Source organism: Neptunicella marina (assembly GCF_014270035.1).
Classification (GTDB): Bacteria; Pseudomonadota; Gammaproteobacteria; order Enterobacterales; family Alteromonadaceae; genus Neptunicella; species Neptunicella marina.
This window is the reverse complement of sequence record NZ_JACNEP010000004.1, coordinates 201,444-223,384: the sequence shown is the minus strand read 5'-3', so window position 1 is coordinate 223,384 and position 21,941 is coordinate 201,444. Positions and strand designations below refer to the sequence as shown.

At 45.9% G+C, this 21,941-nt stretch carries 15 protein-coding genes; 1 reads left to right on the top strand and 14 read right to left on the bottom strand.

The features are described from left to right. Positions 1-110 precede the first annotated feature (110 nt). The 4 genes from H8B19_RS07015 to H8B19_RS07000 all read right to left on the bottom strand — a co-directional run bounded on the left by H8B19_RS07015 (position 111) and on the right by H8B19_RS07000 (position 7,005). Positions 111-2,027, bottom strand: a complete 1,917-nt coding sequence (locus tag H8B19_RS07015; RefSeq protein ID WP_186506088.1) for a serine hydrolase domain-containing protein — start codon at positions 2,025-2,027, stop codon at positions 111-113. Between the two features lie 25 nt (positions 2,028-2,052). Continuing rightward, the gene (locus tag H8B19_RS07010; RefSeq protein ID WP_186506087.1) at positions 2,053-3,225 is read right to left on the bottom strand and encodes a dipeptidase; all 1,173 of its coding nucleotides are present in this window, start codon (positions 3,223-3,225) and stop codon (positions 2,053-2,055) included. 241 nt (positions 3,226-3,466) lie between these two features. Then, positions 3,467-5,386: a serine hydrolase gene (locus tag H8B19_RS07005; RefSeq protein WP_186506086.1), complete on the bottom strand. Its 1,920-nt coding sequence runs from the start codon at positions 5,384-5,386 to the stop codon at positions 3,467-3,469. Positions 5,387-5,451: 65 nt separating this feature from the next. Next, complete coding sequence (locus H8B19_RS07000; protein ID WP_186506162.1) at positions 5,452-7,005, bottom strand: amidohydrolase family protein; 1,554 nt, start codon at positions 7,003-7,005, stop codon at positions 5,452-5,454. A gap of 216 nt (positions 7,006-7,221) precedes the next feature. Here H8B19_RS07000 and H8B19_RS06995 point away from each other — a divergent pair, with 216 nt between their 5' ends. After that, entirely contained in the window at positions 7,222-7,908 is a 687-nt protein-coding gene (locus H8B19_RS06995; RefSeq protein ID WP_186506085.1) for a GntR family transcriptional regulator, read from the top strand. A gap of 71 nt (positions 7,909-7,979) precedes the next feature. Here the strand turns inward: H8B19_RS06995 and H8B19_RS06990 are convergent, their stop codons facing one another. The 10 genes from H8B19_RS06990 to H8B19_RS06945 all read right to left on the bottom strand — a co-directional run bounded on the left by H8B19_RS06990 (position 7,980) and on the right by H8B19_RS06945 (position 21,872). Beyond that, complete coding sequence (locus H8B19_RS06990; RefSeq protein ID WP_186506084.1) at positions 7,980-9,107, bottom strand: YkvI family membrane protein; 1,128 nt, start codon at positions 9,105-9,107, stop codon at positions 7,980-7,982. Between the two features lie 83 nt (positions 9,108-9,190). Next, entirely contained in the window at positions 9,191-10,162 is a 972-nt protein-coding gene (locus H8B19_RS06985) for a dipeptide epimerase (RefSeq protein ID WP_186506083.1), read from the bottom strand. A gap of 32 nt (positions 10,163-10,194) precedes the next feature. Then, positions 10,195-11,226, bottom strand: a complete 1,032-nt coding sequence (locus tag H8B19_RS06980; RefSeq protein ID WP_186506082.1) for an N-acetyltransferase DgcN family protein — start codon at positions 11,224-11,226, stop codon at positions 10,195-10,197. 97 nt (positions 11,227-11,323) lie between these two features. Continuing rightward, entirely contained in the window at positions 11,324-13,576 is a 2,253-nt protein-coding gene (locus H8B19_RS06975) for a TonB-dependent receptor domain-containing protein (protein ID WP_186506081.1), read from the bottom strand. Between the two features lie 313 nt (positions 13,577-13,889). Beyond that, positions 13,890-16,343: a family 20 glycosylhydrolase gene (locus tag H8B19_RS06970; RefSeq protein ID WP_186506080.1), complete on the bottom strand. Its 2,454-nt coding sequence runs from the start codon at positions 16,341-16,343 to the stop codon at positions 13,890-13,892. Further along, on the bottom strand, positions 16,343-17,860 hold the full coding sequence (locus tag H8B19_RS06965) for a sodium:solute symporter family protein (RefSeq protein ID WP_194362658.1): 1,518 nt from the start codon (positions 17,858-17,860) through the stop codon (positions 16,343-16,345). Before H8B19_RS06965 ends, H8B19_RS06970 begins: the two co-directional genes overlap by 1 nt. Positions 17,861-17,883: 23 nt before the next feature. After that, entirely contained in the window at positions 17,884-18,270 is a 387-nt protein-coding gene (locus H8B19_RS06960) for a RidA family protein (RefSeq protein WP_186506079.1), read from the bottom strand. Further along, positions 18,267-19,745 carry an N-acyl-D-amino-acid deacylase family protein gene (locus tag H8B19_RS06955; protein ID WP_186506078.1) on the bottom strand — a complete coding sequence of 493 codons (1,479 nt, stop codon included), beginning with the start codon at positions 19,743-19,745 and terminating at the stop codon, positions 18,267-18,269. Before H8B19_RS06955 ends, H8B19_RS06960 begins: the two co-directional genes overlap by 4 nt. Positions 19,746-19,757: 12 nt before the next feature. Next, positions 19,758-20,609: a MurR/RpiR family transcriptional regulator gene (locus H8B19_RS06950; protein ID WP_186506077.1), complete on the bottom strand. Its 852-nt coding sequence runs from the start codon at positions 20,607-20,609 to the stop codon at positions 19,758-19,760. Between the two features lie 9 nt (positions 20,610-20,618). Continuing rightward, positions 20,619-21,872, bottom strand: a complete 1,254-nt coding sequence (locus H8B19_RS06945) for an amino acid deaminase (RefSeq protein ID WP_186506076.1) — start codon at positions 21,870-21,872, stop codon at positions 20,619-20,621. Positions 21,873-21,941: the final 69 nt, after the last annotated feature.

Sequence of the window (21,941 nt, the reverse complement as noted above, 5' to 3'; positions counted from 1 at the left end):
TTATCTCTCAATTTGACCGAAAGCCATCAGTCATCAAATTGTTAAGAGCGCGGAGTACCAGTTCCGAAGAAGAGCCGCTTCATTGTTAACTGGTACCCGCACAATTCGTTTTAACTGAAGTACTGAAAGCCCAATACATTCCAGTAGCTGTAGAACCACACCAGATACAGCGCCAGTGCACACACCAGACTGTAACGAACACGGGCCCAACTACTTTTAAGTAACTTAAGGCGCCATACATTTGAACAGGCGTACAACATCCACAAGCTGGCAAACACGGCTAAAATAGGGAATATCAGTGAGAATTTAAGCAAGGCAGGAATGCCGTATAACAGTTGCGTCATACCCACACTGGCTCCCAGCAGGAAGGTGATTAAAAACAAAAAGTTGCTCACGGCGACCGCCAGCGAGGCACGCCAGGCATTTTTCTCAGCCCCCGTACAAGCGCGATAGCTGCTGAACTGATAAATAAAACGCACCACCACTAACAAGAATGCCAATAAACACAGGGCCAATAACGGCGCATTAAATCCCAGCGTTTCATAAAAAGGTGCTTTATAGAATTGCATCACACCCAGGCCATCAATCATGTAGCCCGTGATATTGCCATCTTTATCCTGTTGAAAGGCAATACGGTCGTAATCATCCACTTTGCGGAATAAATTAGGCGCTTCTTCCACGTAACGGCTGTCACCAATCATCAGTGTATTATCCGGCATAACAGCAACTTTACTGCCGGCGAACATACCCAGTAGCGCTTCCAGCTGAGTAAAATTATTGCGCCAGGTGTGGTAGGTACCCGCATATTTTTGACCGCGTTCAGCAAAATCAGCAGGCGGGGTAATAGGTTTAACCGGGTGTGGGAAAAACTCATCATAAAAGGCTCGCACAAATTCATAATGCGGCCCGTGATAACCGGGGATGCCGCTAAAAGAGGTAAACAGCATCAGGTTTTCTTTTTTTGACATACCAAAGTGCGATGCAAAGGCGCTGGTGCCACCATCGTGTCCGAAATTATCAAAGCCGTCCGGACCAAAACGACGTAATAAAAAGCCCAGGCCCATGGCACGAGCACGTGGATCATGGCTGAAACCTTCATTCAACATTTTATCTAAGGTTGCTGCCTGCAAAATTCGCTGCCCCTGCCAGGCTCCACCGTTTAGAATCGCACGCGCAAACAACGACATATCAGACGCGGTTGTTGCCAAAGCGCCAGCGGGTCCAAAGTTAGACACAATTTCATACTTCATTGGCACATAGCTGTCCGCCTCGTAGCGATACACCTTAGCCATATTCTTATCTAAATCGGCAGGTAACGGCTCATCAAAGGTAGAGCTTTGCATACCCAGCACATCAAAAATATGTTGCTGAACATATTGATTAAAAGGTACGCCCGATACATTTTGCACCATTAAACCGGCCAGCGCTGTCGCCCAGTTTGAATAAGCAATATGCTCACCCGGCGGATTAACTCTGGCTGGTTGATATTTTTCCAGCGACTCCGCCAGTGGCATAATACGCGCGGGGTCGTCGGTAATCAGATAACCCAGACCACCGTCTTCAAAACCCGCGGTATGCGTCATAATATGGCGCAGGGTGACAGGTTGTCCTGGCCAGCTGTCTTTCACTTTAAACTGCGTCAGATACTGGTTTACATCGGTATCCAAATCCAGTTTGCCTTGCTCCACTTGCTGCATCACTGATACCCAGGTAAACAACTTGGAAATCGAACCGGGTCGGAACAAACTGGTGTAAGGATCAACCGCGATGCGTTTTTGCACATCAATAAAACCATAACCTTTGGCAAAGATGATCTGGTTATCTTTCATGATCATTACCACGCCAGACGGGCTGTGATGTTCTTTCATGCTGGGGATCACCACCCCATCAACAAAGGCTTCAACCACCTGCGGGTTGTTGATATCAGGAACAAATTCGGCGCGGGTCAGGCCACAAAACGCAAACAACAGCCATAGGAAATGGCGATGCCACTGGCTGAAACGACTAAAGACAGAAGATATTTTCATGCTGAAATTCCACTTGTTATTATTGTTATCCGGCCCAGATATCGGCCAGCACTCGTTTAAAATTGCCGCCCAGAATCAGGCGAATATCGTCATCGGAATAACCGGCCCCGACCAGACCCGCAGTTAAATCAAATACTTTTTTAGGATGGTCGAAACCATCGGTATCGATTTTTCCACGGAAGGCGTAACTGGCTTTATAGTTAGCTTTTAAGGCATCGTAGTAAGGCTGAGGAATATCATCGTACCCATCGAGATCCATATCAGATCCAATGCCTACGTGTTCAACCCCTATCATCTTGCTTACGTAATTAATGTGCTCTATCAGGCTTTTGATATTGGTGGGTTCTTTATCTGACACAAACTGACGCACGCCAGTAATGCCCATCACGCTATTAGCTTTACCTACCGCACGAATAGCATCATCAGATTTACAACGTACATGACCACCGGCCAGCGCTCGCACATTAGAATGTGTGATCACCACCGGCTTTTTAGAAATATCAAACGCATCCAGTGTGGTTTTGTCGCCACAATGGGAAACATCAACCACCATGCCTAACTGATTCATGCGTTCCACAATCTGGCAGCCAAAATCACTTAAACCACCATCCACACGATCGGTAGAACCGCTGCCAATCAGGTTTTGACTGTTATAGGTAAGTTGGCTGACACGTTGCCCAAGGTGATAGAACATATCCACATCATCAGGTGAGCGAAAATGATCCGCATTCTGAATACCAATAATCAGTCCTAGACGTTTGCCTTTTTGCAGGCGCTCAAAATCGGCCATGCTGTCGATGCGAATAATATGCTGTGCATACTGGGCGACCAGTGAGTTTAAACCGGCCACAAATGACAATGAGTCTTCGGCACTTAAACCCATTGCAGGGTGGAAGACATCAACACCACTGTTTAATAAGCTTTGCAGATAATCGGGACTGATGCGAAACGCATCCTGTTGTTTGGGATGTTTGTCACTGGCGGCAGCCATCATCTGACCAATAGGATTAACCAGAGACAACATATCGATAACCTGAGTGCTGTTGACCAGTTCGATTACGCGATTGGAATAACGGGTTTCACTATCGGCAAACACCTTAAAACTGCCCAGACTTAACATAGGCGCAGTTATAGCCGCCGCTAATCCTTGTTTAAGCCAGTGTCGGCGCTGAGGATTGTATTTATGTTTTATTGTCATCCTTCACCTTTTGTTACTCCGCATTCAGCAGAGCCAGTTAAACATCTTAATCTGGTTATACTTTAACCACATTAAAACAGCCTTGTACAGCTTTTTATTTATTTAAGGCTGCGTTAATTTAATTATTTAGCAGAATAAAGAAAATAAATAACAGTAAAAAATACTAATAAACCGGATAATATGGCCTGCAGGCACAAAAAAGCCGGATAATTATCCGGCTTTTAATAAACAAGAATTGAGCTTAGTAGTGATAACCAATCAGGTTGTAGTAATAAGCCAGAAGAATAAATAACAGAGTCAAAACAGTAAGTAAGCTATAACTTACCCGTCGTTTAACGCTCCAGAAACCATTTGCCCATGCAAGATAGGTTGAATAAACCAGAGACACCGTTGCAACCAGTCCCACTAACATTAGCGTCAGTGACAACGGTATCAACATAAAGGCGCCGGCAGATTTGGCAAATAACGTGGGATAATTTAACGCAAATGCCAGTGCAAACAGAATAATAAACAAGGTATTAATCACACCGACGACTAGCAACATACGAGGCAACAGTCGCTGCTGTGAGGGCAATCCTGCGTGCTGTTTACGTTGGCGATAAACGCTGACAAACAGGCTAATGTAACCAATCAGCAGCAGAGCAAGCAGCAACTGATGGGTAGATGAACTTTCCAAAAAGCCCAGTTTTTTAGCATGCATAAAGGGCAGCAGGTAGATTTCATCCGCCACACCATTTTCATCCAGCTGAAAAGTGACTTTACTGAAATCCGGCGATGCAAAATCAACGGTCTCAAACAAATTGTCATTTACCTGAGCAAACTTACCACCCAGAGGACTAATCAATAACGTGTTGTTATCTCCTGCCGTCACTTTCAGGGTGCCTCCCAGAATACCCGCAACCTTAGTAACATCGCTGGAAGAGTGGCGCATAAATTGATATTCACCGACATAGTTCGCTACGTCCTGTTTAAAACTTTCTGGTGAAACAGGTGGCACAACATTTTTATCGGTAAAGTACTCATCCAAAACAGATGTGATCACAATGTTGCGGGTGTCACCAGTATCAGCGGTATTAAACGACATGAAAATGCCAAAACCTTTTTCCGGCAACAAATACATATCCGAATGGAAGTAAATTAAATCACCACCATGACCCACCATGCGTAAGCCCTTGTAGCTGGTTTCATAAAAACCATAGGCCATTGCATTGCCACCATAACCTTTTGAATAAAGCTTGCTGTGCATTAAATTGGTGGTGTCTGGCGATAAAATTTGCGCGCCGTTGTAACTGCCGTCATTTAAATGCGCGAGCATAAATTTGGCCATGTCAGCCGCAGTAGATGATGATGAACCCGCTGGCGCTAACTTACTTACCATTTCAAATTTCTGTCCGATATAAGACTGCGATGCTTCGTCCCAGGCATAACCCACTGACATATCGTCAATTAAATTAGCCGGTAGCGGTTCACGGAAACTTGAGCTATTCATACCCAGTGGTTTAAAGATATGATTTTCAACATAGTCATAGAAAGATTCCCCGCTCACATTAGCCACAATTAAACCCGCAATCGCAACCGCATGATTTGAGTAAGAGGAATTTTTACCGGCAGGACGCACGCGGTCTGGCAAACTGTGTTTCAAAAAGTCAGCCATAGGCTCTAACTCTTTTTTATCAAACACAATCATATTGATGAATCTTTCTTCAAAGCCAGCCGTATGGGTAAGTAAATCGCGCACAGTCACCGGTTTTTCATAGGTGGCCGGGATCTGAAATTGGGTCAGATACTTATTCGCATCATCGTCTAAATTGATTTTACCCTGTTCTACCAATTGCATGACCGCAGTATAGGTAAATAATTTAGAGGTTGAGCCCGGACGAAATAAGGTATGTTCACCGCTTACGGGTTTACGTTTTTCAACGTCCGCTAAACCGTAACCTTTGGCCAATAACACTTTTCCGTCTTTAACAATTGATACGGTGCCACCTGCAATATGGCTGCTTTTAAGCTGCGCATTCATCAGACCATCCATAAAGGACTCAAGTCCGGGTAACGGCTCTGACTCAGCGGATTGCTGCTGTGCACTAACAGAAACTGAAACCAGTCCTATCAGGGCACACAGCGTGTGTGTAACATGTCGAAAAGTTAAAAAGCGCTTCATTGAGTGACTCCTTTATTATTATGTTGCTGCTGCGGGCTGACAAACCAAAACAAAGTCATACCGGCTTATTGTTGAGAAGGATGTTTAATCGGGTTACGAATTGGCTGACCCGGTTTTACATTTGTGTCGAGCTCGCCGCTTTTTACGAGCACCACACCATTTACCAGCACAAACTCAAACCCTACCGAAGTTTGTGCCGGGTGAGAAAAAGTAGCTTTATCTGTTACAGTGTCTGGGTTGAACACTATGATATCGGCGTCGGCTCCTACCTGAATGCGCCCCTTGTGGCGCATTTGCGGAATGCTCTTTTCCAGAATATGAGCCGGGCCGTAACTTAATTTGGCGATAGCCTCAGCAAGACTAACCTTGTGACGTTCACGCACATAAACACGCAAAAATCGTGCAAAGGATCCTGCACTACGAGGATGGCTAAACGCATCTTTTGGCAGTGGCCACACAGTCGGATCAACACGTTTACCATCACGCATCCACGGCATGCCATCAGAGGCAATCACACCGTTTTCAAATAACACCGCATCATCCAGATATTGCTGGTCTGTTGGATTGCTGGTATCAAGCAAATGGATCACCACTTCTGTGCCAGGCGAATCTTTCTGTAATTGACTTAATTGCTCTTCACTTAAACGTTTGCCGTTTAGCTCAAAATTATGTGCGGATATGCCCCCCACTTTTTCACGCCAGTGACGTCCGCGAAATAATGCAGAGCCAACACTGGTTGAGCCTGCGCCATAGGGGTAAGCTTCGGTGCTGATATCAATGCCGCTTTGTTGCGCCTTTTTAATCATCGGGCCAATTAATGAAATGTCGCGCAAACTGATCGAATTAAGATGCACTATATGCGCATGCACACCAGTGGAAGCGGCCACTCCAACAATCTCAGCCATGGCCTCAAAAGAGCTGTTTGGTTCCATCATGGATAAATAGCGCGCATGGGTGTAAGTCGGTACACCGGCATCAGCAGCTAGTTTGGACACCTGATAATATTCTTTATAACCGGTTCCGGGGGCATACCCCAGCAGAAAACCAATGCCCAGCCCACCTTCATCCAGGCCTTGTTGTACATCAGCTAATATTTTTGTCAGCTGGTCTTTATCAGCAGGCAGGCTTTGCCAGTTAATTTTATTCATACTGGCTTCAAACCACTCGTCACTGTCTTGTGGTAAATCTTTCACAAACGCAGAAATACGCGCGTTAGCCCAGTTAACCGATGCACCGTAATTTATCGCACGTCCAGTCACTAACGCTTTGTCATAAAAAGCCGAAACAGGCAAAGCGCCGGATTCCAGTTCCAGTGCAGTGGTAATACCGTCTAAGGCTTTTATACGACCCGATAATAATGACTGGCCATGGGCATGCATATCAATAAAACCTGGGCTCACCACCAAACCGGACGCATCAATAACCTGTTTGGCCGGCACGTTTTGCTCAGTAACTGCAACAATTTTGCCGTTAGCGATCACCACATTGCGAATCGCATCTAATTGCGTTTCGGGATCGATCACTCGCCCACCTTCAATCACCACATCGGCCTGCTGTGCAAAACAGGTTAAAGATATACAGCAGCTAATTACTGATGCGATCAGGGCTTGATAATGCATTTTCACGTCACACTTTCCACGCTCGTTAATAACAGTACATCGCTGTTATTTTGTTTAAGTGGTTATACTTTAATCACATTAAATAAACTTTGTACAGCCTTTTTGTTATTTAAGGCTGTATTAAATTTAAATTAATGGTGAATTGAATGCTTGTATGTTGTTCAGCCGTGGGTTAAAACATGCTTAGGAACAGAAATAAAACAATCAGGACAACAAATGGTTAAGCCAGTAATTAAAACCAATGATGTGGGTGATGCCTATGACATCGTTATGGACGCCATCGTTACCCAAAAGTTACGCCCCAGTCAGAAAGTGTCAGAAAACATTCTCAGCGATATGTTTGGTATTAGTCGCACCATATCGCGCAACTTAATCGAACGTTTACTTGCCCAGCAATTTTTAGTATCGCTGTCACCGCGAGTGACTCAGGTTGCCCCGCTGACGCTACTGGAAATCAAACAAAATTTCACGTTGCGTAAAGTGTTGTTACCGGAAATTATTTCACTTTCCGGTGCCAAAGTAGATTTTGAACAAATAGATAAACTCAATGAACAAATTCAGGATACGCTGCCATTTGATGATGACAATGCTGCACTGGAACTACTGAAAATAAACAAACAGTTAAATCTGGCCTTGTGCACACCGGCGGGATACCCGTTAGTGGATGACTGGGCACGCCAGCTGGAAGACACAGCGATGCGCATCTATTGGTTATACATCAAAACCAAAAAATCGTTTCCCTATTCCAGCAAACAACAAAGTCTGATTCTGGATGTAATCAAAAGTGATGAGCCAAAGAAGATCCATGCAGTGATTCAGGACATGATAATACAAACAGAAGAGCGGATTCTAAACGCGATATTTTCTCACGAGCAGTTCTATACTCAGGACTTAGTCGTTTAAACTCATCACAATGCCTCCTGGTGATTGGGCACAATGTGCCTCTGTTTTTAAATTTTAACAGAGGCACAATATTATTCTGCTTCATCACCCCTATAACGAATAATGCGCCACACGCCATAAGTCAGCAGTGGTAACAATACCACCACGATAAATCCGTAGGACAATAAACCGTAACCGCTGGCAATTAAATTAATAATGCCGACTTTGCCCGCCAAAAACACTGCCACCAATAAAATACACACAGCTAATAACAAGCGTCTATTGGGATTAAAAGCTTGCTGCTTTTCAGCCAGCACACTGGCGATACGTTCGTTAATCGAGTGAATGATGCCAGTGCCGGTTTCAATAAAGGTCCCAAATAAAACGATTTGAAAAATCAGCATAAACCACAACGCATTCAGGCTCTGTAACAAAGAAGTTACCGGCACGGGCATCTGTGTAATTTGCGGATATTGCGCCAACATCGCAATAAACACAAAGATGCCAGGTACGATGCCAATCACACCGGCCAGGAAACCGCTACCAATGGCTTGCTTACGTGTTTTTAATGCGGGTAGTACAAACAATACGGCTGCCAGTGCATTGAGGTTATAAGCGGCATAACGCACACCATCTAAAGTCCAGTTACCGGTTACTTCACCAGCGCCTAATTGATGGCCAATATCCTGTCCAAACGCAGATACTATCCAAATCAGAAAAAATGCATAAACGAGGTAAAGCAATACCGACCACATTGCCAGCACCCGCTCAATAGCTTTACTGCCAAAATAAACCAATGCGCTGACGGCTAACATAAGTGTCAACGCACCAACATCATTGGAGACGCCCAGCGCACTGCTGGCCATTTCACCGGCACCAGCACCTAAAACGGCCAGTACTAACAGAGCTATTAAGAGATAAATGACTTCAAACAGTGACCAGAAACGGCCAAGAAGTTGCTGGAAAAAATCACGGTAATTGTAGCTTTTTGTGATTCGGGCAAATTCGAAAGCCACACTCAGGACCAGTCCCCACACCAAACACGCCACCAGCATGCCCAGCAAACCACCCACAGGTCCATGACCCAGGAAAAATTCGGCAATTTCACGTCCTGTACCATAACCACCGCCAACAATAACAGACTGGAATACCAGCCCCGGCAGTAAAATGCGTGAAACGGCAGCAAAGCGGGTATCGCTACCTGCATTGACTTTCAACATAAATAACTATCCTTACTCAACCTTTATCAGAGCGTGTTGATCTTGGCTGTATATTTTTTTAAGTGGCTGTTAAGTCAGATATATTACCCCCACATTCGTTCCGCGGTGTGGCAAATTTCATAATCAAAACAAGCGATTGGAGTTTTTTTTTGTGTTTGAATTAAATTGGGTGCATCCAGATCGACGATATCGGCTAACTGGGCGACCACAGAAGCAGGCTTCATGGCCAAACTGGAGCCCATCATATTACCGACCATGATCTTTAGCCCCACATTGTGCGCAGCATCAGCCAGCGCCAAAGCTTCGGTTAACCCTCCGGTTTTATCCAGTTTGATATTAATCATCTGATAGCGTTTAGCCACTAACGATAAATCATTTCGATCCTGACAAGACTCATCCGCACATAAAACAACTGGGCATGCATAATCCTGCAGGGCAAAATCACTGTCACGCGCTAAGGGTTGCTCGATAACTTCTACCCCCAGCTCTTTCATCATGGGCGCATAGTATTTAAGTTGTGCCATCTGCCAATTCTGATTGGCGTCAACTATGATACTCACTTGTGGATTTAGCTGATGAAAACGTGTAAGCCAGGGCAAAGGATTATCATCATTACGCAACGTTAATCGAATACGTGTGGTATGCGAACAGATTTTTTGCGGCGAGTGATCAAGTGATAAGTGAGCCAGCGTCGGCAACCGTCCCAGAGGTATACCACTGTATTGCCACAATGACATACCCGCACGCTGTGATTCCAGATCCCATAACGCACAATCAATCGCGTTACGGGTACCACCAGCAGGCAACAATTGTTGAAGGTGCGCGCGGTCGGTGCACACATCATTTTCCAGAATCAGTTTAATGGCCCGGGCATGCGCCAGCATGCTTTCAGCGGTTTCTCCGAGATAATATACGCCAGTGGCTTCGCCAAAACCGGTAAGTTCGTTTTCGGTAATGGCAACATTCAGTACATCCACACCAAATAAGGTTCGATTCCCGGTAACCACCGGCTGTTTAAACGGCCAGTGCTGAATTGAAATATCAATTTTACGCATACAAACTCCCTACCGCTGAAATGGCAGCACAATTACACGCTATTTAACTGATTAAGTTGCTGTACCAGTAATTCACACTCTTCAACCAGAGGATCAACACAAGGTAATCCAATTTTGAGGCTGAGCTCATGTAAATAAGTGTCACGCTGGTCAGCGGGTAAACCCGACGTATTAACACTGACACCAATACAAATCACTGCAGGGTTGGTTAATCTGGCACAGCGCAAGTGCAAATCGATACACTCATCAATAGCGGGTAAGACATAATCCGCACAAGAGCTGACTATTTGTCGCGATGCGTCATGACACAACACAATCGCATCAGGTTGCGAACCATGCAGTAAACCAAGGCTGACACCGGCATAGGATGGATTAAACAAAGAGCCCTGCCCTTCAATCACATCCCAGTGCGCGGTGTCATTCCCGGGAGAAATCAACTCAGCGGCACCACTGATAAAATCTGATTTAACCGAATCTATTGGGATACCTTCGCCAGCAATCATCATACCGGTCTGACCGGTAGCACGGAATGTAGCCTGAACTCCAGCCTCATTCAGCGCTTTTGTTAATGCCAGTGCGGTGTATTTTTTGCCCACAGCGCAATCGGTACCGACCATTAGCACCCGTTTACCACTGCGTTTTTTGCCATTACCAACAGGCAGGTTTTCCGGCGCACGACGAACATTGATTAATCGGATACCACTATTGGCCGCCGTTTCCACCAAACCAGGAACATCTCCCAGTGGGGTATGTAAACCACTGACAATATCCAGACCACTGGCCGCCGCCTGATTGATAATTTCAGCCCACTGGCGATTAATCTCACCACCCACAAGGGCGACACCGATCACCAGACTTTTAGCCCCCGCCGCCACCGCTTGCTCAACGGTCATATCCGGCACCCCCAGATCAACGCTGTCTGCATGGGTGCGCAATTGTCCCGCGACTTTTTCCGGACACCATTGCACCAGTCCGGCGCCGGTTTTCGCACTCATTGCGTCAGTTACTTCCCCCAAAAAAATCAGGTAAGGCGCATTAAGCTTTATTGTTGTTATTTGATTCATATCCACATTCTCTGCGAGGCCTCAACAGCCTAAAATGACGGTTAAAAACGGATTATTAAGTGGGCGCTAGTTGGCCGCCCACTGCTGTTTTTGTGAATCAAAATTCATAGGTTAGGCTCAGCCCGACAGTGGTTGGCTGTAGTGGTACACCACTTACATCAACGTTAACACCATCGACCGAAATCGCCCGGACGTTGCTGTATGCTTCTTTATTAAACAGGTTGTTAACATAAGCGGTCAGACGCACTTTCTCCCACATAATACCGGCACTAATATCAGCAACCGCAAATGCATCGGTCCGCACATCAAATAACGGATTAGTGGGATCACCATTTACCAGCGCTCCTACAGTACTGTCGGTAAAACGAAGCCCGGCACTGACCCAGCCTTCAGTGTTATTACTCAGTTCAAATTCGTAACGCCCAATCGCTGATGCACGCCATTTAGGCACGCCAGGAATGGTGGCACCTTTTACGCCAAATAATTCAGGCTCATCTTCGTTTAATGTACTGCGGCTAAAGGCAAGTGACGTATTCAGGGTAAAACCATTGCCAGGATTAAATAGCAAACTCCCTTCGGCACCGTAAGCACTGATACCGTCTTTGGCATTACCATCGGTCCCCTGACCATAGAAATAAACCGCGGTCTGGAAGTTCTCCCAGTCGATGTACCACAAGCTGGTGTCATAGCTAAACAGCCCCCCTGCAAGCTCACCTTTTGCACCCACTTCGTAACTCCACAAATCATCCTGTTCAACCACAGGTTGCGACAGTTGCACGCCGGTATTAGGGTCAACAACAGTTAAGTTAGAACTGGCTGGACGATAGCCACTGGCGACTCTGGCATAAAGTGACATATCTTTATTGGGGCGATAACGGGCGGTCAGCAGGTAGGTTTTGATATTGCCATGTGCCGTTTCCAGCTGCTGATCAGAGGGGACCCCTCCTACCAGCAATCCATCTTGTATAAAACGCAACGCCAGCTCAGTTTCGGCATAGCGCATACCTGCAGTCACATCAAAATCATCGGTCAGATAATAAGTGAAATTACCAAAAGCAGCGGTTTCATCATATTCACTGGGGAATGATGCGATTAAACCAATAATATTCAGTGGCTGACCAATCAAAGACTGCTGGTTATTAGTGGATTCCTCCGCACGATATAAACCAACGATCCACTCATATTTATCATTATTTTTAGAGGTTAAACGCATCTCAGAGACATTTTTGTCCGACCAGATATCATAGGTAACAGGCGCACTGGTGGTACTGCCAATGGGATTACCACTGATCATATCCAAAAAGGCTGCATACACACTGGTGTAATCAATGCTCGACACATTGTTGTATTTTACTTTACTGGTGGTGGCATCAAGCGTGGCAAAATCCATTTCATAGGTCATGCTGGCGGAAAACAGTTCGGTTTCTAACTCATCGCTACCAAAACTGGTGGTGGTGGTCAGTTTGTCGAACATGGGTTCTTTTTCCATGTTCGCCAGCGCAACTCTGGCATCAAGACCGAAAGAGGTTTTCTGCTTCAGACCTTTAATACGAAAACTTAAATTGGCAGTTGCTTCGTATAACAAGTCGGCAGAATAACCATAATTTTCACCTTCATTAGCATCTTCCATAACCACTTCACCGGTCACAGGATCTACCTGATCAACATAGCCGGCATCATCGGCTTTAAACCCCGAAATCGTCAGACCAAGGCTGTCTTCAATTAATGGCAAACTAACAAAACCGCGATATTGTTTGGAAACACCACCGTCCTTTATACTTGAGAAATCCGCCGTTACACTGCCACGTGTTTCATACAGTGCAGGCTCTTTACTGATATAACGCACGGCACCACTAATCGCAGTGGCACCAAACAGAGTGCCTTGTGGCCCCTTGATCAATTCAATACGCTCAACATCACCTAACAATCCATCAAAAAACAGCGCCCCACCATCAGCAAAACCGCTGTTACTGGTCATAGGTACATCATCAACATAAATGGCTGTCACGGCAGTAGAGCCCTGCTGACTTACCCCTCGCGCAGTGATAGCACCACGCCCACGCTGACCACCATCCCGGCTAATATTAAAACCAGCTGTATAGTCGATAATATCCGCGACTGAATTAATCCCGCTTTCCAAAAACTCTCCAGGTTGCACTGCTGTAACCGATGCGGGCACATCCTGAATGGTCTGCACACGACGCGAAGATGTAACAGTAATTTTTTCCAAATCCTGATCAGCAGTGGTTTCCTGATCCGCATCCTGAGCAAATGCAGTAAGTGGAATAGTGGCTGCTGACATGGCAGACAACATGGCAATCAGCCAGGCTTTTTGTTTGAAATCGGACACAGTGCTTCCCCTTCTCTTGTTGTTTTATTGTTTTTTTGCAGCGACTTAGCATCAGTTGAGTACGGCATAGTCTTAATTGATTTGCTGGATTTATGACAAATCTGGTTACACTTTAACCACAACAAAATATCTTTGTACAGCCTTTTTTGATATTAATTCAGCCTTAATTTAAACAAACTGAAAATATAGCACTCAAAAAAGCGATTGAATTTGTAACGAAATCAGGAGGAAGTCGCAGATGAAAAACGTAAAATTCAGATAAAAAACCCGCCAGTTGGCGGGTTAAATATAAGGTTAAATAATAGTTTTGTTGTTACATACACACTCGCAGCAAAATATCAGCGTTAGCCGCCAGTGCAACAACCATTTCTTGTTCAACCTGAGCGAGTCGATGGAATCGCTGACGATAGTCCTTTAATTGCTCAATGGATAGCTCAGAACACTGACTCACCAATTCCTGCATTAGATCTAAGCTGGCTTTGCTTTTGTTAAATACAGCGGAATAATCACTCAAAGTACCACTGCGACTAAACTCCGTTTTCAATATATCGCCAGCTTGTTGCCATTGACTTAATTTAATCGCAAGTTCATTTAACACAGCCTTATCAGGTGTTTTAAATTCTTTAAGCGGTGTAAGCAATTGTTGTATGGCGAGACTTTCTACGGGCAAATAATCAGCCATCCGATTCAGAGGTGCCATCTGGTGATATAAGTCTTGTCTGAACTTTAAGTGATGACGGGTGTAATAATGTGCCGGTTCAAGCAACTGACTAAATACTTCAAACGCGGCCTGTTTATCTTGCGGTAACTTTGCCGCTGGCCATGATTTTTGCTGCTGACGATGAGAAAGCCCGACTACTTCAGCGGCATACCCATTTATCGTATTTAAACGCTCATACAAATGAGTCAGCATAATATTGCGTCGTGAGGCTTTCGACCACAGACGCTCAGCAACCACAAATAATCTCGGCCATAGACGTAAGTCAATATTCCCGGCGGTGACCATTTCGCTCCACAGCGCCGCTTCACCACCTAATATGTTTTGCTTCTGAGGATCGGTTAGCTCAGCCAAAGGTGCATAAGCTTGCGTAACCCGATTGCCTTTCCGGGATTCAATCAGTTGCGATTCAAGCGAATAGCTGGCGTTGCCTATCATCACCCACTGTTCACAGTCAGAGTTAAGTCCCATATGAAATCGCAGCGGCCCCATCCAGCTATCGACCTCAAAACTCACTATATCCTGTGCACGCCAGACGTTAGCAATAATACGCGCCGTCTGATTATTTAAACTGAGATAACCGCTAACCTGATTATCCGCATCATACAACAGGGTTAAATCCCCTTTTACTGAACTGCCTTTTAAGCGAGGTATGGTTAGCGCATAACGCTGCCAGTGTTTAGTGCCAGCAAGATCCACATGAGAGGAAATGCCTGTTTCAGATTCCGCCTCATACACCACTTTTTGAGGGTCGTTGCGATAATGAAAATCACTGTACTGCGGCTGATCAATATAAAACCCGGTGGATAAAATCCCCTGATAACCCTGACTGGCAAACTGACGAATAGAATCTAACCCACGCCAGGACTGAATCAAAATATCTCTGGGCAATTGTTCATCATAAATTTCATCCCAGCCCATCATATGTTTGTGATGTTTCGCCAGAATTTTCTGCAAACGCAGATTAAAATAGGCGTGTAATTGCGTTTCATTCTGCAAATTATTTTTAGCCATAAAGGCCTGAATTTTTTCGCTGTCTTTCCACTGCGGTGGATAAATTTCATCACCGCCTATGTGCAAATAACTATCGGGGAATAACTCGGCCAGTTCGCCAACTAATTTATCGGCAAAGGTGTAAACCGCTTCATTAGAAGGATCGAGTAGTGGCTCAAACACCCCCCAATGACGTTCCATCTGGTATTCACCCGGTTTAGCGATTAACTCTGGATAGGCCACCGCAATCGCCGATGCATGACCGGGTAAATCCAGTTCAGGCACCACTCGAATACCTAAGCTGGCAGCGTATTGCACCAGCTCTTTTATTTGCGCACGGGTGTAATATTGCCCATCGGAGGCCAGCTGTTGCAGTTTCGGATAATGCACCGATTCAAAGCGCCATCCCTGATCATCGGTTAAATGCCAGTGAAAAACATTCAGTTTGGCTGCTGCCATGCCACGTAACTGGCGTTTTATAACATCCAGTGGCATAAAGTGGCGCACGCTATCGATTAATAATCCGCGCCACACAAATCGTGGATAATCACTAATTTGATAAAATGCCAGCTGCTGTTGTTGATAAGTAAGCTGAGCTAACGTTTGAATCGCCGCCAATGCGCCCCAGATTTGCGACGCTGTAATTGTCACGCCATTTTCACCAACGCTTAATTGATAAGAATACTGACTGTCTATGGACGGATATCTGGTGTTAGTTTCTTCAACTTTAATTGTCAGTCTGTTGGCTTGCTGATTGGGCTCAATTGATAGCTCGTTATTTGCCAGCGCCTGAATAACCCAGTCTTTATGTTCGCTGGCTTTGCCTTCAAGTTTAAGTTGCCAATGCCCGGTTAAATGTAACTCGCCTTTTTCCCGCTCAATGTTCATTGGCCACGGCATTAACATGGTATTGGGTTCAACCGGGGGATGATCTGATACAGGTGACGCCGCGTAAGATATTGGCCCACCTGCAAGTAACATCACTAAACTAAATGTCCACAACCAACTGGCGCCAAGTTTGCTGTTTTTTGCCTTAACCGAATTTGCTAAAAACATTATTTAGCCCCTGCGTTATTGATGGTTAAATTTGCATCTGTTGGGATTTCTTCTTCCTGATTCTGACCATCTGATTTTTCCATCAGCTCACGTTCACGGGTTAGTATTTCAAGTGCCTGCTCGGCACTCACGCTACTGGCCGGGCTAAATAAACTCACCACAATGCCTGCGAGCATTGCACACAGCAGTGATGGAATAACCGGATTCCCCCAATAAGCGCTCCAGTCGGGTGTAAAACTAACCACTAAGGCGCACAAACTGCCGCCTAACAAACAGGCTAACGCGCCTTGCCAGTTTAATCGCGGCCAGAATCGCCCCAATAAAGCACAGGCACACAGACCACTCATCAACAGCGCAATCATATGGGTGATATAACTAATGATGTTATTTGAACCAAGCGCAAACAGCAGCGCCAGGCCAATGGTAAAAACTAACCCGAAACGAGAAAGTAAAACCACCTTATCAGCTGGCGGCATTTTACCGCGAACCATCAAATACAAGTCGCGCATCACTACGCTCACCGCTGCGATAGCGTCAGAACTGGCACTGGAAAGGGTGGCAGATAAACCGGCCATAATAATGATAATGCCCAGTCCAAGTGGCAAAACATTCAACGCTAAATGCGGAAACGCAAACGAGGCATTATCCAGTGAGTCGTTTAAACCAAAAGCACTCATGCCAATAATGGCTGGGATCGCCGAAAATCCCAGATATAACAAACCGGAGCACACAAACGAGCGGCGAATATCCGCTACTTTATTGCCTGAATAAATACGTTGCCTGAAAGACGGCGTGGCTAAAATGCCAACCAGAATCGCCATGGATAATGACACAGCCGGCAGTACGCCAATTTTATCCAGAGCTAACCAACTGACATTTTCTGCGGGTTGTGCCGCTAACATAGCATCCCAGCCACCGACGGCCTCAACACTAAACACTGCCATCAGGATAAAACCAAAAAACAAAATCAGAGCCTGAATCGAATCGGTCCAGACCACCGCGGTATAACCGCCCACAATCACATAGACCGCAAAGCTCAGCGCAATGAGCAATTTAGCCAGATGAATTTCCATGCCGGTTAACCAGGCTAAATACATACCTCCGCCAATTATATGCGCGCCTAACCAGCCAATGCTGGCCACATAAATAATCACTGCGATAACATTTTTGACCAGCGGATTTGCCCCAACGTAATAAGCGATTTCTTCACTCATGGTCATGAATCGCAGGTTGCGCAAAGGTGCAAACCACCATGCCAGCAGTAAAATACCGATGGCACCACCAATACCGTACAAAGTGCCGCCCCAGCCATTTTGATAGGCGAAACCCACCGCGCCCATCGACGATCCTGTACCCACCATAGTGGCTACCGTGGTACCGAGTGTCAGCACAAATGGCAGACTGCGTCCGCCAAGCAGGAATTGCTCCCCGCTGCGATTGCGTCTGGATACATACCAACCCAGCGCAATCATAGCGGCCAGATAAACAAAAAAAGCGACGATAAACAGATACTGCATGATTTGCTCCCTGCGTTATTGAGTTACGGTGCCTTGTAGCAGGTCACGTCCACTTCTACTTTGCAGTCAACCACCAGGTCTGCCACCGCACAAATTCGCGCAGGCGGGTGCTCACCAAAAAATGTTTTGAACACTTTGTTAAACGACTGGAAATAACGCGCATCGGTTAAAATAACTTTAACGTGCACCACATGCTCCATGTCGTAACCAGCATCACGCATAATATCCACACATTTTTGAATGGCTAAGGTTGATTGCTCAATAATGCTGCCTTCCACCACCTCGCCATCCAACATTGGCGTTTGACCAGAAACGTATAACCAGCCACCCGCTTCTACTGCGCTGGAAAAAGGTAAATGTTGTCCACCAGTGCCAACGCCACCCGCGCTGCCAAAACGTGTAATACTCATAGTGTTTCCTTATTGCCTGAAGTTAAAAAGAGTCTTGTTAAAAATTGTCCTGCGCGAGGCTGCAACGCAAATTGCTGTGCCAGCGCATGCCGGTAAGTTAAATTGCCATTCACCCACACCATATTGATGCCGTCAGCCGCCTGAATTGGAGATAAAAAGGTGGCTTTATCCTCAATGCAATTAGGGTCAAACAACACCAAATCAGCCTGATAACCCGCCTTAATCTGGCCACGATTGGCAAAGCCAAATTCAGTGGCAGGAAGCGCAGTCATTTTATAAATGGCTTGTTGCAGACTTAGGATTTTTTCATCACGCACATAATGGCCCAGCACCCGCGCGAAACTGCCCCATAAACGCGGATGTGGATTGGGATCGCAAGGCAAACCGTCGGAGCCAATCATACTGCCTGCATAACTAACAAAGCGTTTAACATCTTGCTCATGCATGCCATGATAAATCGCCCCGGCTGGCTGCAGTTTTTTAGCGGCATCCAGCAAACTTAACTGCCAGATTTCAGCAATTGTTTGCAGGGTTTTGCCAGCCATCTCAGGGTGCGGTTCACACCAGCTGATCAGAATGTCGAAATCGTCAGTCACCTGTTTTAAATCTAAGGTGCTGGAGCTGGCGCTATAGGGATAACAATCACAACCTATGTGCTGATGCTGTTTGGCATTTTCGATATGATTAAGTACTTGTTCACTGCGCCCCCAGTTTGCTTTTCCGGCGCATTTTAAATGGGATATAATCACCGGCACTTGCCATTTACGTCCCAGTGCAAAAGCTTCGTCCAGCGCCTCAAGAATGTGCTCAAACTCAGTGCGCAAATGGGTGGTATACACCGCGTCAGCTGCAACCAATTCCTGCGCTAATTGTTCCACTTCATCACTGCTTGCATTAATTGCACTGGCGTAAGCAAGCCCACTGCTTAAACCAATCGCGCCTTGTTCGAGAGCTGTTTTAAGCAAGCGTCGCATCTGAGTGATTTCGTCATCAGTAGCCGTTCGCTCCAAACAATCCATAACCTGTGCACGCAATGCTGTGTGCCCAACTAACGTCGCAACATTAACCGCAGGCACAATGCGTTCAAGCGCCTGACGATAGTCATTGATGTTTTTAAAGGCGAATTCATCCAACGTACCGAGCAAATTCATGGGATCGGGCAGTTTGTTTAAACCGCTAACCGGTGAGGCACTAATGCCACAATTTCCGACTATAACCGAGGTCACGCCCTGGCTGACTTTGCTAAGCATGGCGGGATGACGCAATACTTCGATATCATCATGGGTATGCACATCAATAAACCCCGGGCTTAACGCCAGTCCGTTTGCATCTAATTGATGTAACGCACCGATATTTAATTGCTCGCCTATCGCGCTGATACAGCCATTTTCAATCGCAATATCCGCAATATAAGGTTCGCCTCCATTGCCATCGTATATAGTTGCGTTTCTAATCAGCCAGTCTGCCTGCGGCATAAGTCGTCCTTGTTAATCGCCTAAAGGTAAGCGGTCAGGGCCTTTACGATGTTGATCAAGATGATGTTTAATGCGGCGCAGTTTTTCGCGGGAATTATCCTGATTACGTACTGCCAACTCACTTACCAGAATATCGATAGCAGCCAGCATTACGTAGCGCGAGACACTTGGCATAAAGATATATTCATCTTCACGCCCTTCGATGGGTAAATAGATATCACACAGATTTGCCAGCGTACCCACAGGGCAAATGCCAATCACGGTGGCGCCATATTCTTTGGCAATTTCAACAGCGGCTTCTACATCCGGGCTGTAACCACTTAGTGATAAACACAGCACCACATCCTGTTCATCTACCGTTGCGGCGGTCATGCGCATTAATAGCGGGTCGCTGTAAGCGTGAGTGTTGATACTCAAACGAAACATACGATGATGGCATTCCTGCGCCATGATGGTACTGCCACCACCTACCCCAAACACCAGCGTTTGTTTAGCAGCTAAAATGGCGTTACAGGCATCATCAATATTTTTATCACTAATTAAACCGGCATTAATTTCCAGCAGTTCATGAATCGCCTGATAAACAGCAGGGCTGGCTTTTTTCTCTACCGGTTGTTCGTTTAAAAAACGTTGCCCCACTGCCAGTGATTGCGCCAGCAACATTTTCATTTCACGCACATTTTTGCACTTTAATGCACGGGATAAACGCGTGATACTGGCATGGCTTACACCACTTTTTTCCGCCAGTTCATGGATCGGCGCCTGCGCGGCATAAGCAATATCATTTAAAATAAAGCGCGCAATTTTTTGCTCTGCCTGACTCAGTACCGGCAGGCTATGCTGCATTCGGGTCACAATATCCATCAGTCACTCCTAGAAGAAAGTTTCCACTAATCCACTCACGACGTAATCTTCATCGCGCACCGCGATATGACGCCATTTATCAAATGTGAGACAAGGATGAGAGGTCGAAAACACCACCATATCGCCGACTTTAAGATCAGCTGCGGATGGCAGTTGCAACATGGCATGCTGATCCATAATTTTTTTAAGTGACCAGTCACCTGAGACAATTTTGGGCGCATCGTCGCCGGGACGATAATGTAACTGCGCAGTGGGCAAACCTGCATCAAACGCCACATCACGTTTGCCCATGCCCACAATGGCAAGACCGGGTTCAGGGATGGATTGCACATAAGTCCATAGCTCCAGCGAGCTGGTTAATTCGCTGTCCAGTTCACAGGCTAAAACACTGCGCTTGACTAGATCCTGCTGCGCCTGCTGATAAATACCGGTGTCGTGAATTAAATAACAGCCCGGCCGTAACACTACTTTAATTGCAGTAGGCAAACTTTGCGGTACAAGGTGTTCGGCAACAATGTCATACCAGGCCGAACCGGCTCCAGTGAGTAAAACCTCATCTGACGCAAAATAGCCTTTTTCAAACCAGCGTACCGTCATCTCGCGCACCTGTTGAACAAAATCGGCGATTGCTTGTGGGGTGTTGTCGGCCTTAATCACACCTTCATAAAATCCAATGCCACACAGTTTTAATGCCGGCAGGGTGGCAATCAGAGCCTGCAGCTGTTCGGCTTGCGCGACATCCCGCACACCACAACGACCACCGGGCACACCTATTTCAATCAGTACATTTAACTGACTCGACTGCGGCTCAAAAAATTGATTTAGTTGTATGGCGAGCTCTGGCGAATCAACAAAACAGTAATACTCCAGGCCACGTTTAATCGAATCGGCAATAAGCTGACAGTTACGTTTTCCCACCAACTGGTTAGCCATCAAAATACGATTAATACCCGCGTGAAACGCCGCACTTACCTGAGGTGCGGTAGCCAGACTCATGGCCCAACTGCCCGACTCTATTTGCGCTTTAAACAGTGCTGGCGCCATAGTTGTTTTGCCATGCGGCGCTAACCTAACACCCGCTTTTTGGGCAAACTGATTCATCCAGCTCAAATTGGTGGTAAGCGCGTTTTGCTTAATGACGGCGACGGGCAGACTGATGTCTTCCTGCAATAATTTCCAGCCAGAGCCCGATAACTTTACCGCATCCCCCATGCCTTTATGGTTGCAGGCATTTTTAATCTCAGCGTTTAATTTGATACTCATCTCTTCCACTATCCATTTCATTTGTTATTTAATAACAAAATAAAAAGCATTTATGGTACTTAATAACAA

Bases quoted from the DNA above. Each gene is read 5' to 3' on its own strand.
- H8B19_RS07015 (WP_186506088.1), bottom strand. From the start codon at position 2,027: ATGAAAATATCTTCTGTCTTTAGTCGTTTCAGCCAGTGGCATCGCCAT.
- H8B19_RS07010 (WP_186506087.1), bottom strand. From the start codon at position 3,225: ATGACAATAAAACATAAATACAATCCTCAGCGCCGACACTGGCTTAAA.
- H8B19_RS07005 (WP_186506086.1), bottom strand. From the start codon at position 5,386: ATGAAGCGCTTTTTAACTTTTCGACATGTTACACACACGCTGTGTGCC.
- H8B19_RS07000 (WP_186506162.1), bottom strand. From the start codon at position 7,005: ATGCATTATCAAGCCCTGATCGCATCAGTAATTAGCTGCTGTATATCT.
- H8B19_RS06995 (WP_186506085.1), top strand. From the start codon at position 7,222: ATGGTTAAGCCAGTAATTAAAACCAATGATGTGGGTGATGCCTATGAC.
- H8B19_RS06990 (WP_186506084.1), bottom strand. From the start codon at position 9,107: ATGTTGAAAGTCAATGCAGGTAGCGATACCCGCTTTGCTGCCGTTTCA.
- H8B19_RS06985 (WP_186506083.1), bottom strand. From the start codon at position 10,162: ATGCGTAAAATTGATATTTCAATTCAGCACTGGCCGTTTAAACAGCCG.
- H8B19_RS06980 (WP_186506082.1), bottom strand. From the start codon at position 11,226: ATGAATCAAATAACAACAATAAAGCTTAATGCGCCTTACCTGATTTTT.
- H8B19_RS06970 (WP_186506080.1), bottom strand. From the start codon at position 16,343: ATGTTTTTAGCAAATTCGGTTAAGGCAAAAAACAGCAAACTTGGCGCC.
- H8B19_RS06965 (WP_194362658.1), bottom strand. From the start codon at position 17,860: ATGCAGTATCTGTTTATCGTCGCTTTTTTTGTTTATCTGGCCGCTATG.
- H8B19_RS06960 (WP_186506079.1), bottom strand. From the start codon at position 18,270: ATGAGTATTACACGTTTTGGCAGCGCGGGTGGCGTTGGCACTGGTGGA.
- H8B19_RS06955 (WP_186506078.1), bottom strand. From the start codon at position 19,745: ATGCCGCAGGCAGACTGGCTGATTAGAAACGCAACTATATACGATGGC.
- H8B19_RS06950 (WP_186506077.1), bottom strand. From the start codon at position 20,609: ATGGATATTGTGACCCGAATGCAGCATAGCCTGCCGGTACTGAGTCAG.
- H8B19_RS06945 (WP_186506076.1), bottom strand. From the start codon at position 21,872: ATGAGTATCAAATTAAACGCTGAGATTAAAAATGCCTGCAACCATAAA.